Origin of the sequence: Micromonospora sp. NPDC049060 (assembly GCF_040649055.1) — a bacterium.
Taxonomy (GTDB): domain Bacteria; phylum Actinomycetota; class Actinomycetes; order Mycobacteriales; family Micromonosporaceae; genus Micromonospora; species Micromonospora reichwaldensis.
Map to the genome: position 1 here is coordinate 1 of NZ_JBEZEV010000125.1, position 14377 is coordinate 14377.

The following is a 14377-nucleotide window of genomic DNA, read 5'->3' on the forward strand; positions in this document are numbered from 1 at the left end:
GCGCGGGGCGGGCCGCGGGCGGCGGGGCCTGGTTCGCGGCGAGGCCCGCCGCGACCATTCCGGTCGCCGCCGCCGCGGCGGCGGTGAGCCGCCGTCTCGTGCGACCCCAGGTGAAGGGCTGTGAGGGGGATGACATGCGATGGTTCTACCGTCGTCAGCCGACCCCCGTGAACAGTTGACGGCGGCGGTGTTGCGCCACGACGGGACTCCGCCACCGGGATCCGGCGCCGGTCGCCGGCCCGGCCGGTCAGATGTCGAGCAGCACCGTGCGGGGGCCGACGTTGACGCTCTCGACCAGCATGTGGGCGCGGAAGCGGCCGGTCTCCACCTTCGCGCCCCGGGTGCGCAGCGCCGCCACGACCTCCGTCACCAGGGGCTCCGCGACCTCGGCCGGGGCCGCCGCGGTCCAGCTCGGACGGCGGCCCTTGCGGGCGTCGCCGTAGAGGGTGAACTGGCTGACCACCAGGACCGGCGCGCCGGTGTCCGCCGCGGACCGTTCCTCGTCGAGGATCCGCAGCTCGTGCACCTTGCGGGCCATGGTCCGGGCGGTCTCCAGCGTGTCGGTGTGGGTCACCCCGAGCAGCACCAGCAGCCCGTCGTCGATCGCGCCGACCACCTCGCCGTCGACCGTCACGGCGGCCCGGCCGACGGTCTGCACCACGGCCCGCATCAGTCGGCGACCGGCTCGATGAAGCCGCGCTCGACGAGGTGCGCGACGATCGGCCCGGCCGCCTCGGCCAGCTCCCCGGGTGTGACGTCGTGCGCGGCGGCGAGCAGGGCGAGCTGGTCGCGCAGCGCCAGCCGCCCGTCGGCCCCGCCGACCAGGGCCAGGACGAGCGGGTCGATCTCCTCGGTCCAGCGCAGGCCGTGCGGCATGGCCAGCACCTGCCGGTCCACCGCCCAGCCCTCGTCGCCCATGGTGGCCTCCTGCCGCAGCTGGAGGCCCTCGGCGGCCCGGAAGCGGGCGGCGAGCAGCCCGTCGGTGTCGCGGGCGCGCAGCCAGTCCTGGCGGTCGAACCACGTGCCGACCCGGTCGCCGAGCGGCGCCTCCACCCGCTGGCGCAGGTCCTCCACCCGCACGATCGGGTCGTCATTGCCCGAGCGGCGCAGCGAGACGATGCCGAAGCCGACCGCCTCCACCTTGTGCGCGTCGAACCAGTCCAGCCAGTCCGCCATCCGGCGCGGGTCGGCCGCCTCGCCGACGTCGGTGAGCCACAGGTTGACGTACGCCATCGGGTCGGCCACCTCACGCTGGATGACCCAGGCGTCCAGCCCCGTGCCGGCGAACCAGCCGGTCACCCGCTCGCCCCAGTCCTCCCCGGCGACGTGCACCCAGTTGGCCAGGTACTGCATGGTGCCGCCCTCGGTGAGCAGGCCCGGCGCGGCGGCGGCCAGTTCCGCGCCGATCGCGTCGCCGACCCGCCCCGAGTCGCGGTAGACGTGCGTGGTGGTGCCGGGGCCCACCACGAACGGCGGGTTGCTCACCACCAGATCGAAGCGCCGCCCGGCGACGGGGGCGACCATGTCACCGCGGAGGAGTTCCCAGTCCTGGCCGTTGAGCGCGGCGGTGGTGGCGGCGAAGCGCAGCGCCCGCGCCGACAGGTCGGTGGCGGTGACCCGCCGTGCGTGGCTGGCCAGGTGCAGGGCCTGCACGCCGGACCCGGTGCCCAGGTCCAGCGCGGCCTCGACGGGCCGGCGGACGGTCGCGCCGATCAGCGTCTGCGTCGCCCCGCCGATGCCGAGCACGTGCTCGGCGTGCAGCGGGCGGCCGGGCCGGGCACTGGCGGGCACGTCGGCGAGCACCCACCACTCGTCCCCGTACGGCTCCAGGTCCACGCCCATCCGCAGCCCGTCGCCATGGCGCTCGACCAGGCCCCCGGCGAGCGCCTCGGCCAGCGACAGCGGCGCCAGCGCGGCGGCCACGGCATCTTCCGGCTCGGTCTGCTCGCAGACGAACACCCGGATCAGGGTGCCGAGCGGGTCGCGGTCCTCTGTGGCGCGCAGCGCGGCCCGGAAGTCGTTGCGGGCCACCCCGCCGGTGGCCTGCGGACCGAGCCGGGTGGCGATGCCGTTCGAGGTGAACCCGGCCCGCGTCAGCGCGGTCCGTAGCGCCTCGACGCCGGCGGGGGAGAGCAACATGTCGTGTCCGTCCACGTCGCCATCCTGCCTGGTGCCCGGCGGCGGGGTCCGGCCACCCGGCGGATCAGCGCACGCAGCCGGGTCACCTGCGCGGCGTTGCCGGCACGCGCCTGCCGACACGTGCGTCGCCAACTGCGGCCTACGCACCTCCGCCGCTCGCCGGTCAGGGCAGGATGGCGCCATGACGCTCGCACTGCCCATCGACCCCGAGGCCAACGAACTCGTCAACCGGGATCCGCTGGCCCTGTTGCTGGGGATGGTCCTCGACCAGCAGGTGCCGATGGAGAAGGCGTTCTCCTCGCCGTACGTGCTGGCGCAGCGCCTCGGGCGCGACCTGGACGCCCGGGAGCTGGCCGACCACGATCCGGAGGCGTTGGTCGCCCTGTTCGCCCGGCCGCCGGCGCTGCACCGGTTCCCGAAGGCGATGGCGGCCCGGGTGCAGGAGGTGTGCCGGGCCCTCGTCGACCGGTACGACGGCGACGCCGCCGGGCTCTGGTCGGACGTGGCCGACGGCCGGGAGCTGCTGCGCCGGGTCGGTGAGCTGCCCGGCTTCGGCAGGCAGAAGGCGCAGATCTTCGTCGCGCTGCTCGGCAAGCGGTTCGGGGTCACGCCAAGGGACTGGCGGGAGGCGGCCGGCGACTACGGCGACCCGGACGCCCACCGGTCGGTGGCCGACGTCACCGACGCGGACTCGCTGCGCCGGGTGCGCGAGTACAAGCAGCAGATGAAGGCGGCGGCGAAGGCGAAGTCCACCGGGGGCTGACGCAACCGCGCCGTCGTGGCGGTCGTTGTAGCCAGGATGGCGACGACGGGCAGCCGATGACGGACGAACGCGGCGGGCGGTTGCTGCGGCCGGAGGGCAGCTCGCCCCGGGCCACCTTCCTGGAGCTCTTCTTCGACCTGGTCTTCGTCTTCGCGCTGACCCGGGTCTCGCTGCGCCTGGTCGAGGGCACCGGAGGCTCCGTCGGGACGCTGCTGGCCGAGATCGGGCGCACGGGCGTGCTCTTCCTGGCCCTGTGGCTGCTCTGGTCGATCACCACCTGGGTCACCAGCCGGTACGAGCCGGAGCAGCCGGTGATCCAGTTCGTCGTGGTCGGGACGATGTTCTGCGCCATGGTGATGGCCGTGGCGCTGCCCCGGGCGTTCGAGGACCGGGCTGCCTCGTTCGTGTTGGCGTACCTGGCGGTGATGCTCGTCCGGCCTCTGATCATCGCCACGGCCCTGCGCCACCATCCGCGCCGCACGGTCCCGCTGCGGCTCTTCGCCTGGGCCGTCGCGGGGGCCGTGCCGTGGCTGACCGGCGCGGTCGGGCCGGAGGAGCTGCGCCTGCCGCTCTGGGCGCTCGCCGTGGCCGTCGACTTCGCCGGCCTGCTGCTCGGCTGGCCGCTGCCCCGGCTGGGCCCGGCGCGCACCGCCGGCTGGCTGATCGCCGGTGAGCACCTGGCCGACCGGTACCAGCAGATCTTCCTCATCTCGCTGGGTGAGACCATCCTGGTCATCGGGCTGACGTACAGCGGCGCGGAGTTCACCGCCGACCGGGCCGGCGCCTTCGCGACCGCCTTCGTCACCACGGCGCTGCTCTGGCGGATCTACTTCCACCGGGCGGGTCACCTGCTCGCCGAGGCGCTGCGGGTGGCCCGGTCGCCCGGGCGGCTGGGCACCTCCGCCAGCAGCACCCACCTGGTCATCGTGGTCGGCGTGCTGAGCACCGCCGTCGGCTACGAACTGGTGATCGCGCACCCGCACGGCCGGACCGACCCGACCTGGCTGGTCTTCGTCGTCGGCGGCCCGGCGATCTTCCTGGCGGCCCGGGCCCGCTTCGAGTACGAGATCTTCGGCCGGGTGTCCCGGTCGCGGGTGGCGGGCCTGCTGGTGTTGCTCCTGCTGGGCCCGGCGCTCACCCTGGTGCCGCCGATGGTGGCCCTGGCGCTGGTCGCCGGGGTGCTGGCGGGGGTGGCGTCCGCCGACGCGCGGCGCAGCAGGGGCCGCCCGCCCGAGCCGGCCGCGTCGCCGCTCGGGCACGGCGGGACCGGTGGGGGCGAGTTCCCCGCGCCGTGAGGGGGCGGGTCAGGCGGCGGTCGGCCGGGAGAGGGCGGCCAGCGCCCGCCGGACGTCGGCGAGGGAGACCGTGGCCGAGTCGTCCAGGTCGGCCAGGCCGGCCTCGATCCACTGCCGCATGAGCGTGGTGACCCCGATGCCGCGCGCGTCGGCGGCGGCGCGGACCCGCTCGTACGTCTCCAGCGGCAGGCGCACCGAGCGGCTGACCATGGGGGTGTCGGTGTCGGGGGTGGGAAGCTCCACCTGCTGGCTCCCGTCGATCAGCTCCGCGAGCCGGTCACCGCCGCTGTGGAACTGCTTGGTCGCGTCGTTACGGTTCATCGTCACCGCCTCCTCATCGGCGAGATCTCCGCACGGCCTCGTCGTAGCGTTTCGCCTCGACGTCGCTCAGCTCGCGGGCGGAGAGGATGTCCCAGTCGTTGTCGGTGCCGTCGGCCTCGGCGAGCAGCACGGCCAGCCGGCGCCCCCGGCGGGCGGCGGCGTAGACGACCATCACGTCGTCGCCGAGATGTCGGATGACCCGGCGGGTGCTGTGCAGCGCCTCCCAGACTTCCGCGGGCGTGACGTCGTAGACCCTCAGGTTGGCCAACGCCTCGTCGGTGAAGCTGAACCTGCTGCCCACGGCGCGAGCGTACCACGCAGGTAACACGGGGCCGGGTCGAGCGATTTTCGCTGATCACGCGCCGCAGGTGACAGGATGGGGCGTAACCCCCTCGAGGAGGCCCGTGGTGAAGCGTCAGGCGTACCAGCCGATCCTGATCACCGACGCCTCGCGCAGCCAGGACGACCAGCTCACCAGCCGTCAGAAGCGTTACGTGCTGATGATGGGCATCCGGGTGGCCTGCGTGATCGTCGGTGCCGTCCTGGTCGGCGTGCAGGCCCCGCTGCTCTGGCTCTGGCTGCCGATGGTGGCCCTGGGCATGGTGCTCATTCCGTGGCTGGCCGTGCTGCTGGCCAACGACCGCCCGCCCAAGGAGGAGCACCGGCTGGCCAACCGCTTCCAGCCGCGGCACCGGGACGAGACTCCGCCGATGAGCCTCACCGCCGAGGAACGCCCGCACAAGATCATCGACGCCGAGCCCTGATCCCACCCGCCCTTTCGGCCCACAGGTCAGGGGGAGGGGCGGGCGCCGATCTGGGAGACCGCGAGGGCGCCGAGGTCGCCGGCGCGGCCCAGCGCCACCGCCGGCTGCGCGCCGTCGAGCCAGGCGGCCAGGAGCCCGGCCGCGAACGCGTCCCCGGCCCCCGTGACGTCGACCACCGACACCCGGCGGGCCGGCGCCACGGCCACCGAGGCGTCCCGGTCCACCCAGACCGCCCCGGCCTCGCCCTGCTTGACGACGATCCGCCGGGCGGAGGCCGACAGCGCCCGCCCCTGCGCCGCCGGGTCCAGCCCGCCGGCCAGCACGGTCGCCTCGTCGGCGTTGACCAGGAGCAGGTCGACCCCGCGTACCCAGGACAGGAAGGCCGCGGCGCCGACCCGCCGCAGCGGGGCCGCGGAGGCCGCGTCGACACTGGTGGTGAGCCCGCGCTCGCGGGCGGCGGCCAACGCCCGCAGCCCCGCCGGTCGGGACTCGGCGTCCAGCAGCGTGTACCCGGACAGGTGCAGGTGCCGCGCGTCCGGCGTCGCCGTCAGGGCCGCGTCGACGTCCCCCGGGGTCAGCCGCAGGTTCGCGCCCCGCTCGGTGATCATCGACCGCTCCCCGGCCGTGGCCAGCACGATGACCGTCCCGGTGGCGCGGTCGGGGCACACCCGCGTCGCGCAGTCGACCCCCGCCCGCTCCAACTCGGCCACCCGGTCCCGCCCCGCGTCGTCGTCGCCGACGGCACCGACCAGCGTGACAGGTACGCCCTGCGCGGCGAGCCAGGCCGCGGTGTTGGCGGCCTGCCCGCCGCCGCTGAACCGGATCGCCGCCGGCGTGTCCGATCCGGTGGCCACCGGCCCCGCCAGCACCGCCACCACGTCGGTGATCAGGTCACCGACGACGAGGACGCGGCCTGCGGTCATGCCCCGGCGCGGCGGGCGGCCGCGGCGACGGCGATCCGGGCCGCGAGGTCGGCGTTGCGCAGGATGATCCGGACGTTCACCGCCAGGCTCGCCCCCTCGGTCGCCGAGTGGAAGTGCGCGAGCAGGTAGGGCGTCACGGCCTTGCCGGTCACCCCGTCGCGCTCCAGCAGGGCCAGCCCGTCGGCGAGGGTGCGGTCGTGCAGCGCCGGGTCGAGCTGCTCGTCGGTCGGCAGCGGGTTGGCCACGATCAGGCCGCCGTGGTGTGCGCCGTGCTGCTCGCGGGCCACCAGCACGTCCGCGACCTGCTCCGGGGAGTCCAGCGACCAGTCCAGGTCGAAGCCGCCGTCGGTGATGAAGAAACCGGGGAAGCGCCGGGTCCGGAAGCCGACCACGCCGACGCCGAGGGTCTCCAGCCGCTCCAGGGTCGCGCCCACGTCGAGGATCGACTTCACCCCGGCGCAGACCACCGCGATCGGCGTACGGGCCAGGGTGACCAGGTCGGCGGACTCGTCGAAGGTCTGCGCCGCCTCCCGGTGCACCCCGCCGAGGCCACCGGTGGCGAACACGCCGATCCCGGCGGCGTCGGCCACCGCGCTGGTCGCGGCCACGGTCGTGGCGCCGTCCGCGCCGGTCGCGGCGGCGACGGCGAGATCGCGTACGGAGAGCTTGGCGACCCCGTCGACGGTGGCGAGCCGGGTCAGCTCCGCGTCGTCCAGGCCCACCACCAGCCGCCCGCCGACCATGCCGATGGTCGCCGGGACCGCACCCGCGTCCCGGACGGCCTGCTCGATCTCGCGGGCCACCCGCAGGTTGTCCGGCCGGGGCAGGCCGTGCGAGACGATGGTGCTCTCCAGGGCGACGACGGGACGCCCGTCGCGCAGGGCGTCGGCAACCTCGCTGCCGTAGCGGATGTGAAAGTCGGTCACGTCACCACCGTACGGCCCCCGTCCGGGCGACCTGAAGTGGACCGGAGCGGGGGTGACCTGCCAGACTTGACGGTCGGAGGTGCAGAAGTGAGCACAGAGGTTCTCGAGCGTCCGGAGCTGAAGGACGCCGACACCGGTCCCGAGATGTTCCACTACGTGCGCAAGGAGAAGATCGCCGAGAGTGCCGTCATGGGCACTTTCGTCGTCGCGCTGTGCGGGGAGACATTCCCGGTCACCAAGGCCGCCAAGCCCGGCTCGCCGGTCTGCCCGAAGTGCAAGGAGATCTACGACTCCTGGGGCGAGTGAGCGTGGGCGACCCTCCCGGTCGCGCACGTAACCTTCGCCGGTGACCACCTCCACCGCCCTGCTCCTCGCCGACCTCACCGGGGTGGCGGTCTTCGCCGCCTCCGGGGCCTCCGCGGCGGTGGCCAAACGGCTCGACCTCTTCGGCGTCGTCTTCGTCGGCTTCGTGGCCGCGCTCGGTGGCGGGATCTTCCGGGACCTGGCGATCGACGAGGCGCCGCCGCTGGCGTTCGGCGACTGGCGGTACGCCGCCACGGCCGCCGTCACCGCCGCCGCCGTCTTCTGGCTGCACCCCCAGTTCGCCCGGCTGCGCACCACCGTGCTGGTGCTGGACGCGGCCGGGCTGGCGCTGTTCACGGTCACCGGCACGGTCAAGGCCCTCGACGCCCAGGTGCCGGCGGTGGGGGCCTGCGTGATCGGCATGCTCACCGCGATCGGCGGCGGTCTCGGGCGGGACCTTCTCACCGCCGAGATCCCGGTGGTGCTGCGGCGGGAGATCTACGCCGTCGCCGCGCTCGCCGGCTCGATCCTCGTGGTGTTGCTGGACGCTCTCGGGCACGCCAACGCCGCCTGGCTGACCGCCGCGGCCGCCGCGGTCTTCCTGCTGCGCCTGGTGGCGCTGCGGCGGCGCTGGTCGGCGCCGGTGCCGACCACGCGGCCGCCCGGGACGGGCATGCGCGGCCGGCGGGAGTGACGGCAGCCCCGTTCCGCAATCCACGACCCGGTTGCGCTGTGGTGGGAAGATGAGTGCCAGGTCGGTCCGCCAAGAGAGCGGAGATCGTCTTGTCTGCACTTCTCCAGCAGTTGCCAACCCTTGCGGGCGTGCTGATAGGCGCTCTGGGGTCCTATCTCGTTTCGACGTCGGCCGAGCGATCCAGGTGGCGTCGGGAGCACCAGGCCCGGTGGGGCGACATGAGGGCGGCGGCCTACGCGAACTACGCAGGCGCAGTGAAAGAGCTCTTTCAGTTGACCCTGGAAGTGGACGCGCGCCGGCACCGTGGCACGGATTCCTCGGCGTCTCCCGACGATCTCGTGCGACTGCAGGCAGCGGATGCCGCACGTGCGGCCAAGTGGGAGACGGTGCTGTTGGTCGGCACCCCACAGGCCGTGGAGGCGGCGCGGCAGTGGCACCGGACGATCTGGAGTCTGGTGGGTATCGTCTCCGAGGATTCGTACGATGTGGCCAGGTTCGCGCAGGCGCTCGAACTGTCTGGTCCTGCCCGGTCCAACTTCTACGAGGCGGCACGGCGAGACCTGGGCCTCGTTGGCGAAAGCCTGCACGAAGTCGACTATTCCACCATATCGTCATGGATTACGCAGCGGCGGCCAAAGGTGGAGCCGAATAGCGTTCTCCCCTGACTCATGACCGGGATGCCTCCCCCGTGGTGCCAGCCTTGAGCCCGTAGTGTCGCGGGCCGCTCACTTGTTCCTGCACCTGTGGAGTCGCCTCTGCCGGTCGGGCCTGCCGTCCGGGTCTGCCGGTCGGGCCTGCCGGGCGGCGGTCGCGTGTCCGGGGTGCCCGAAGGGTGGCGTCGGCGCCGGGCCGCTCGTGGCCCGGGGCGGAGGCGGTGGGACCGGCGTGGCCCGTATGTCGCGTGGGCCCGGCGGGGCGGTGCTGGTTATGCTGGGTCGGCCTTCGCGGCACCCACTGCGCGGAGGCGTTTTCATGGGCGGCGGTACCCGTGGCCCTCGCCCGGGGTCCGCCGTCAGGCGGTCGGAGAGGAGCTTCCCGTGGCGGCCCGGTTGCCGGCGATCGAGACGTTTCCGGCACTGCGCGCATGGCAGCGCAAGGCACTCGTGGAGTACCTGCGTCGGCGGGACCCCGACTTCACGGCGGTCGCCACCCCCGGCGCCGGAAAGACCACCTTCGCCCTGCGGATCGCCGCCGAGCTGCTCGCCGACGGCACCGTCGACGCGGTGACCGTGGTGGCACCCACCGAGCACCTGAAGACCCAGTGGGCGCAGGCGGCGGCCCGGGTCGGCATCCAGCTCGACGCCGCCTTCCGCAACGCCGACCTGCACTCCTCCGCCGACTTCCACGGCGCCGTCGTGACGTACGCGCAGGTGGGCATGGCGCCGCACGTGCACAAGCGGCGCACCCTCACCCGGCGCACCCTGGTCGTCCTCGACGAGATCCACCACGCGGGGGACAGCCGCTCCTGGGGCGACGGGGTGAAGGCGGCCTTCGAGGGCGCCGAGCGCCGGTTGATGCTCACCGGGACCCCGTTCCGCTCCGACGACAATCCGATCCCGTTCGTCGAGTACGAGCGGGGCGGCGACGGGCTGCTGCGCTCCCGCGCCGACTCGGTCTACGGCTACGCCGACGCGCTGCGCGACGGCGTCGTCCGGCCGGTGCTCTTCCTGGCGTACTCGGGGGAGACGCGGTGGCGCACCAACGCCGGGGAGGAGCTGGCGGCGCGGCTCGGCGAGCCGATGACCCAGGACCTCGTCGCGCAGGCGTGGCGCACCGCGCTCGACCCGGCCGGCGACTGGATGCCGCAGGTGCTGCGGGCCGCCGACGCCCGGCTGACCGTGCTGCGCAACGCGGGGATGCCCGACGCCGGCGGGCTAATCATCGCCAGCGACCAGCAGACCGCCCGCTCGTACGCGAAGCTCATCGCGCAGGTGACCGGCGAGCGCGCGGCGGTGGTGCTCTCCGACGACGTGGGCGCCTCGGCGCGGATCGCGGCGTTCGCGGCGTCCGAGCAGCGCTGGCTGGTGGCGGTCCGGATGGTCTCCGAGGGCGTCGACATCCCCCGGCTGGCGGTCGGCGTGTACGCGACCAGCGCCAGCACCCCGCTCTACTTCGCGCAGGCGATCGGCCGGTTCGTCCGCGCCCGCCGCCCCGGCGAGACCGCCTCGGTCTTCCTGCCCAGCGTGCCGCACCTGCTCGGGCTGGCCAGCGAGATGGAGGTCGAGCGGGACCACGTGCTCGGCAAGCCCAAGGATCGCGAGGGCTTCGACGACGACCTGCTGGAGCGTGCCCAGCGCGACGACCAGGCCAGCGGCGAGCTGGAGAAGCGCTTCGCCGCGCTCTCCGCCACGGCCGAGCTGGACCAGGTGATCTTCGACGGCGCCTCGTTCGGCACCGCCGCCCAGGCCGGCACCCCCGAGGAGGAGGAGTACCTGGGCCTGCCCGGGCTGCTCACCGCCGACCAGGTGGCCCTGCTGCTGACCAAGCGGCAGCAGGAACAGCTCGCGGCCCAGCGCCGCCGGGCCGCCAGGCCGGCTGAGGCGGCCGCTGCGGCGCCCACGGCGCCGCCGGCACCAATGAGTGCCGCCCAGCGTCGGGTCGCCCTACGCCGCCAACTGAACGCCCTCGTGGCCGCCCGGCACCACCGCACGGGGCAGCCGCACGGGAAGATCCACGCGGAGCTGCGCCGCCTCTGCGGCGGCCCGCCGAGCGCCCAGGCCACCATCGAGCAGCTCGAGGAACGCATCGCCACCGTCCAGACCCTCTGACGGCTGTCGACCGGCCCGCCACCGGTGCCCGGGATCGGGCGTGCCGGGCGGCTCGGGCGTGTCGGGGCGGGGAGACGCAAAAAGCCGGCCGGAGGCCCCCTCAGGGGGCCTCCGGCCGGCTATGTCGTGGGTCTGCGGATCTCAGTTCGCCATCAGATCGGCGCCACGCCAGCTGAACTCCGGGTCCGTCGCGAACCGCACGGTGATCTTCACGAGATCCTCCGCGTACTTGTTCGCGTGGTGCCCACAGAACACCAGCTCGCTCCCACCCGCCAGAGTGATCCGGAGCTTGCCGGCAGCATTGCAGCGGTCGCACCGTTCATCGGCGGCTGGGGGAGCCACCGTCTCGGGCGGCGGCGTGAGGGTCGGGGTCATCGCCTTCCTCCTCTGGTCGTCACCGATGAACACTCTCTTCGGTCTTTGCTCACCTATCGTGCAACACCCTGTCCCGGCGCTGCCTTCCCTGTGTGCCCGCGGGGGACCGAGGTCACACATGGCAGGGACAGTGTGCCGTGCACCAAGGGTGCCACGTCAACGATCACAATCGTGCAACCGAACGATCACCTTCCGACGTTGCACGCCAGGTGGTCAAAACGACACGTTCGGTTGACGATCGCGATCAGTCCAGGTAGTCCCGGAGCACCTGCGAACGCGACGGGTGGCGCAACTTGGACATCGTCTTGGACTCGATCTGCCGGATGCGTTCCCGGGTCACCCCGTAGACCTGGCCGATCTCGTCCAGCGTGCGCGGCTGGCCGTCGGTCAGCCCGAAGCGCAGGCGTACCACCCCCGCCTCACGCTCGGACAACGTCTGCAGCACCTGCTGGAGCTGATCCTGCAGGAGCGAGAACGAGACCGCGTCGACCGCGACCACGGCTTCGGAGTCCTCGATGAAGTCACCGAGCTGGCTGTCGCCCTCGTCGCCGATGGTCTGGTCCAGCGAGATGGGCTCCCGGGCGTACTGCTGGATCTCCAGCACCTTCTCCGGTGTGATGTCCATCTCCTTGGCGAGCTCCTCCGGGGTGGGCTCGCGGCCCAGGTCCTGGAGCAGCTCGCGCTGGATGCGGCCGAGCTTGTTGATGACCTCGACCATGTGCACCGGGATGCGGATGGTGCGGGCCTGGTCGGCCATGGCCCGGGTGATCGCCTGCCGGATCCACCAGGTGGCGTACGTGGAGAACTTGTAGCCCTTGGTGTAGTCGAACTTCTCGACCGCGCGGATCAGGCCGAGGTTGCCCTCCTGGATCAGGTCGAGGAAGGCCATGCCGCGACCGGTGTAGCGCTTGGCCAGCGAGACGACCAGCCGGAGGTTGGCCTCCAGCAGGTGGTTCTTGGCGCGCTCGCCGTCGCGCGAGATCCAGCCCAGGTCACGCTGCATCTCGCGGGTGAGCTTCTCCTCGCCCTCGTCGGCCGCGCGCAGCCGCTCCGCGGCGTAGAGCCCGGCCTCGATCCGCTTGGCCAGCTCCACCTCCTGCTCGGCGTTGAGCAGCGGGACCTTGCCGATCTGCTTGAGGTAGGCCCGGACCGAGTCGGCGGAGGCGGTCAGCTCCGCGTCGCGACGCGCCTGCTTGAGCGCCTCGGACTCCTCGTCGTCCCACTCGAAGTCGTTGTCGCTGGCCGAGTTGGCGGCGTCGGTCTCGGCGGCGCGGGTCAGCTCCGCCGGCTCCTCGACGACCACGTCCTCGATCGCGGCGGCCAACTCCTCCGGGTCGATGTCGCCCTCGGCGCCCTCGCCCTTGGCCTTGCCGCCGGCCTTGGCCGGCTTGGCGCCGGCCGCCGCGACCGTCGCCTTGGTGGCCCGGGTCGACTTGGTCGCCTTCGCGGGCGCGGCGGCCTTGGCGGCCACGTCGGCGGTGGTGCCGGTGGCCTTGCGCGGGGCGGCCTTGCGCGGGGCGGGCGCCGGGGCCTCGTCCGCGGCGGGCGCCTGCTTCGGGGCGGGCGCGACGGCCTTCTTGGTGGTCTTGGCGGTGGTGGCCCGGGACGCGGGGGTGGCCGATCGGGCGGCGGCGACGCGGCGGCGGGTGCTCGCCGAGCCGTCGACCACCACGGTCACTCCCGCCTCGGAGAGCGCCCGCAGGATCTTCTTGGCCTGGGCCGGAGTCACCTCGGCGGACTCGACGGTGCGCGCGAGCTGAGCCGACGTGAGCTGGCCGCCGGCGCTCTGCGCGTGGGCGATCAGAGTGTCGGTGAGCGAGCGAACGTCGGCGCCGGTCTGGCGGGGTTCTGTCACGAATGACCTTCCGGAGGCGAAGAGCGAGCACGGCCGGGTCGTCCGACGCAGAGCGGGGCACCTTGCCGGGCGATGTGGTTGAGGAACCCCCGTGTCCCGGGCCGGCCGGTCGTTGGCGGTCCGTCGCAGCGTGGGCAGGGGTGAATTGTAACGCCGTCTGCGGCGATCATCCCGCGCCGCACGGCGGACCGGCGGCGGGGACCGCCGATTCGACGTAGATGTGGACTTTGTAAGGATGGTACAGCGCGTGACCCGGAACACCCCGGCCGTGCGGGAAGGGGACGAACGATGGATCGCTCGACGCCGGCGGAACTGCTGGACATCGCGGTCGAGGTGGCCCGGGACGCGGCCGCCACCGCGTACCGGATGCGGGTCGAGGGCGTGTCGGTGGCGGCCACCAAGAGCACGGTCACCGACGTGGTGACGGCCGCCGACCGGGCCGTCGAGCGGCAGGTGATCGACGCGCTGCGCCGGCTGCGGCCGGGCGACGCCGTCCTCGGCGAGGAGTACGGGGCGGGGGAGACCGGCCCGGTCGCCCCCGGCGGCGTCCGCTGGATCGTGGACCCGATCGACGGCACGGTCAACTACCTCTACGGGATCCCGCACTGCGCGGTGTCGCTCGCCGCCGAGGTCGACGGCGAGGTGGTCGCCGGGGTGGTGCGCAACGTCAGCACCGGCGAGGAGTGGACGGCCACGGCCGGCGGGGGCGCCTGGCGCGACGGCGAGCGGCTGCGCTGCTCGACGGAGACCGATCTCGGCCAGGCCCTGGTCGCCACGGGATTCGGCTACGACCCGGGGCGCCGGGCGCACCAGGCCCGGGTGGTCGCCGAGCTGATTCCGCACATCCGGGACATCCGCCGGTTCGGCGCCGCGGCGCTGGACCTCTGCCTGGCCGCGGAGGGCCGGGTGGACGCCTACTACGAGAAGGGGCTCGCCGCCTGGGACCAGGCCGCCGGTGCCCTGGTGGCGACCGAGGCCGGGCTGCTGGTCGCCGGGCTGGGCGGGCTGCCGGCCGGCCCGGACCTGGTGATCGCCGCGCCGGCGGCGCTGTTCAAGCCGCTGCACGACCGCCTCGCGGACCTGGACGCCTCGGGCGGTCCCTGACCGGCCGGGGGGGGGGGGGCGGGGCCGCCCCCGGCCCGACCCCCCCCGGCGCCGCGGGGGGGGGGGGCGCCGGCAACCCGGGGGGGGCGCTCGCGCCGGGGCTCCACCAGCAGGTCGGGGCGGCCGAGCTGGACCACGACCTTGTTG

The 14377-nt window shown here is 73.8% G+C and carries 16 protein-coding genes; 8 read left to right on the forward strand and 8 right to left on the reverse strand.

The genetic code is table 11. The annotated features are described in order from the left end of the window. Window positions 1-247: 247 nt before the first annotated feature. Both dtd and AB0B83_RS28390 read right to left on the reverse strand, forming a co-directional pair. A complete protein-coding gene (dtd, locus tag AB0B83_RS28385; RefSeq protein WP_357580730.1) occupies window positions 248-670 on the reverse strand; it encodes a D-aminoacyl-tRNA deacylase in 423 nt (140 codons plus the stop codon). Beyond that, entirely contained in the window at window positions 670-2154 is a 1485-nt protein-coding gene (locus AB0B83_RS28390; RefSeq protein WP_357580731.1) for a methyltransferase, read from the reverse strand. The genes dtd and AB0B83_RS28390 overlap by 1 nt, the downstream gene beginning before the upstream one ends. Before the next feature lie 166 nt (window positions 2155-2320). On the opposite strand from AB0B83_RS28390, the gene AB0B83_RS28395 reads away from it, so the two are divergent. Together AB0B83_RS28395 and AB0B83_RS28400 are read left to right on the forward strand one after the other, a co-directional pair. Continuing rightward, a complete protein-coding gene (locus AB0B83_RS28395) occupies window positions 2321-2902 on the forward strand; it encodes an HhH-GPD-type base excision DNA repair protein (RefSeq protein WP_357580732.1) in 582 nt (193 codons plus the stop codon). 56 nt (window positions 2903-2958) lie between these two features. Next, on the forward strand, window positions 2959-4197 hold the full coding sequence (locus AB0B83_RS28400; protein WP_357580733.1) for a low temperature requirement protein A: 1239 nt from the start codon (window positions 2959-2961) through the stop codon (window positions 4195-4197). 9 nt (window positions 4198-4206) lie between these two features. On the opposite strand, the gene AB0B83_RS28405 is transcribed toward AB0B83_RS28400, so the two are convergent. Both AB0B83_RS28405 and AB0B83_RS28410 read right to left on the reverse strand, forming a co-directional pair. Beyond that, complete coding sequence (locus AB0B83_RS28405; RefSeq protein WP_311413457.1) at window positions 4207-4518, reverse strand: hypothetical protein; 312 nt, start codon at window positions 4516-4518, stop codon at window positions 4207-4209. A 13-nt stretch (window positions 4519-4531) separates the two neighbouring features. Beyond that, complete coding sequence (locus AB0B83_RS28410; RefSeq protein ID WP_357580734.1) at window positions 4532-4819, reverse strand: hypothetical protein; 288 nt, start codon at window positions 4817-4819, stop codon at window positions 4532-4534. Window positions 4820-4925: 106 nt separating this feature from the next. On the opposite strand from AB0B83_RS28410, the gene AB0B83_RS28415 reads away from it, so the two are divergent. Next, window positions 4926-5282, forward strand: a complete 357-nt coding sequence (locus tag AB0B83_RS28415) for a DUF3099 domain-containing protein (protein WP_132233017.1) — start codon at window positions 4926-4928, stop codon at window positions 5280-5282. Window positions 5283-5308: 26 nt separating this feature from the next. Here AB0B83_RS28415 and AB0B83_RS28420 read toward each other — a convergent pair whose 3' ends face one another. Next, a complete protein-coding gene (locus tag AB0B83_RS28420) occupies window positions 5309-6205 on the reverse strand; it encodes a PfkB family carbohydrate kinase (RefSeq protein WP_132233019.1) in 897 nt (298 codons plus the stop codon). Next, window positions 6202-7131, reverse strand: a complete 930-nt coding sequence (locus AB0B83_RS28425; protein ID WP_357580735.1) for a pseudouridine-5'-phosphate glycosidase — start codon at window positions 7129-7131, stop codon at window positions 6202-6204. Before AB0B83_RS28425 ends, AB0B83_RS28420 begins: the two co-directional genes overlap by 4 nt. A gap of 87 nt (window positions 7132-7218) precedes the next feature. On the opposite strand from AB0B83_RS28425, the gene AB0B83_RS28430 reads away from it, so the two are divergent. The 4 genes from AB0B83_RS28430 (at window position 7219) to AB0B83_RS28445 (ending at window position 10896) form a co-directional block, all read left to right on the forward strand. Continuing rightward, complete coding sequence (locus AB0B83_RS28430; protein WP_089001394.1) at window positions 7219-7437, forward strand: DUF3039 domain-containing protein; 219 nt, start codon at window positions 7219-7221, stop codon at window positions 7435-7437. A 40-nt stretch (window positions 7438-7477) separates the two neighbouring features. Continuing rightward, entirely contained in the window at window positions 7478-8128 is a 651-nt protein-coding gene (locus tag AB0B83_RS28435; RefSeq protein ID WP_357580736.1) for a TRIC cation channel family protein, read from the forward strand. Window positions 8129-8217: 89 nt separating this feature from the next. Next, on the forward strand, window positions 8218-8793 hold the full coding sequence (locus AB0B83_RS28440; protein WP_357580737.1) for a hypothetical protein: 576 nt from the start codon (window positions 8218-8220) through the stop codon (window positions 8791-8793). A gap of 372 nt (window positions 8794-9165) precedes the next feature. Continuing rightward, complete coding sequence (locus AB0B83_RS28445) at window positions 9166-10896, forward strand: DEAD/DEAH box helicase (protein WP_357580738.1); 1731 nt, start codon at window positions 9166-9168, stop codon at window positions 10894-10896. Window positions 10897-11037: 141 nt separating this feature from the next. Here AB0B83_RS28445 and AB0B83_RS28450 read toward each other — a convergent pair whose 3' ends face one another. Beyond that, window positions 11038-11271, reverse strand: a complete 234-nt coding sequence (locus AB0B83_RS28450; RefSeq protein ID WP_074474066.1) for a hypothetical protein — start codon at window positions 11269-11271, stop codon at window positions 11038-11040. Between the two features lie 244 nt (window positions 11272-11515). After that, the gene (locus AB0B83_RS28455) at window positions 11516-13126 is read right to left on the reverse strand and encodes an RNA polymerase sigma factor (protein ID WP_357580739.1); all 1611 of its coding nucleotides are present in this window, start codon (window positions 13124-13126) and stop codon (window positions 11516-11518) included. Between the two features lie 288 nt (window positions 13127-13414). On the opposite strand from AB0B83_RS28455, the gene AB0B83_RS28460 reads away from it, so the two are divergent. Beyond that, the gene (locus AB0B83_RS28460; protein WP_357580740.1) at window positions 13415-14230 is read left to right on the forward strand and encodes an inositol monophosphatase family protein; all 816 of its coding nucleotides are present in this window, start codon (window positions 13415-13417) and stop codon (window positions 14228-14230) included. Window positions 14231-14377: the final 147 nt, after the last annotated feature.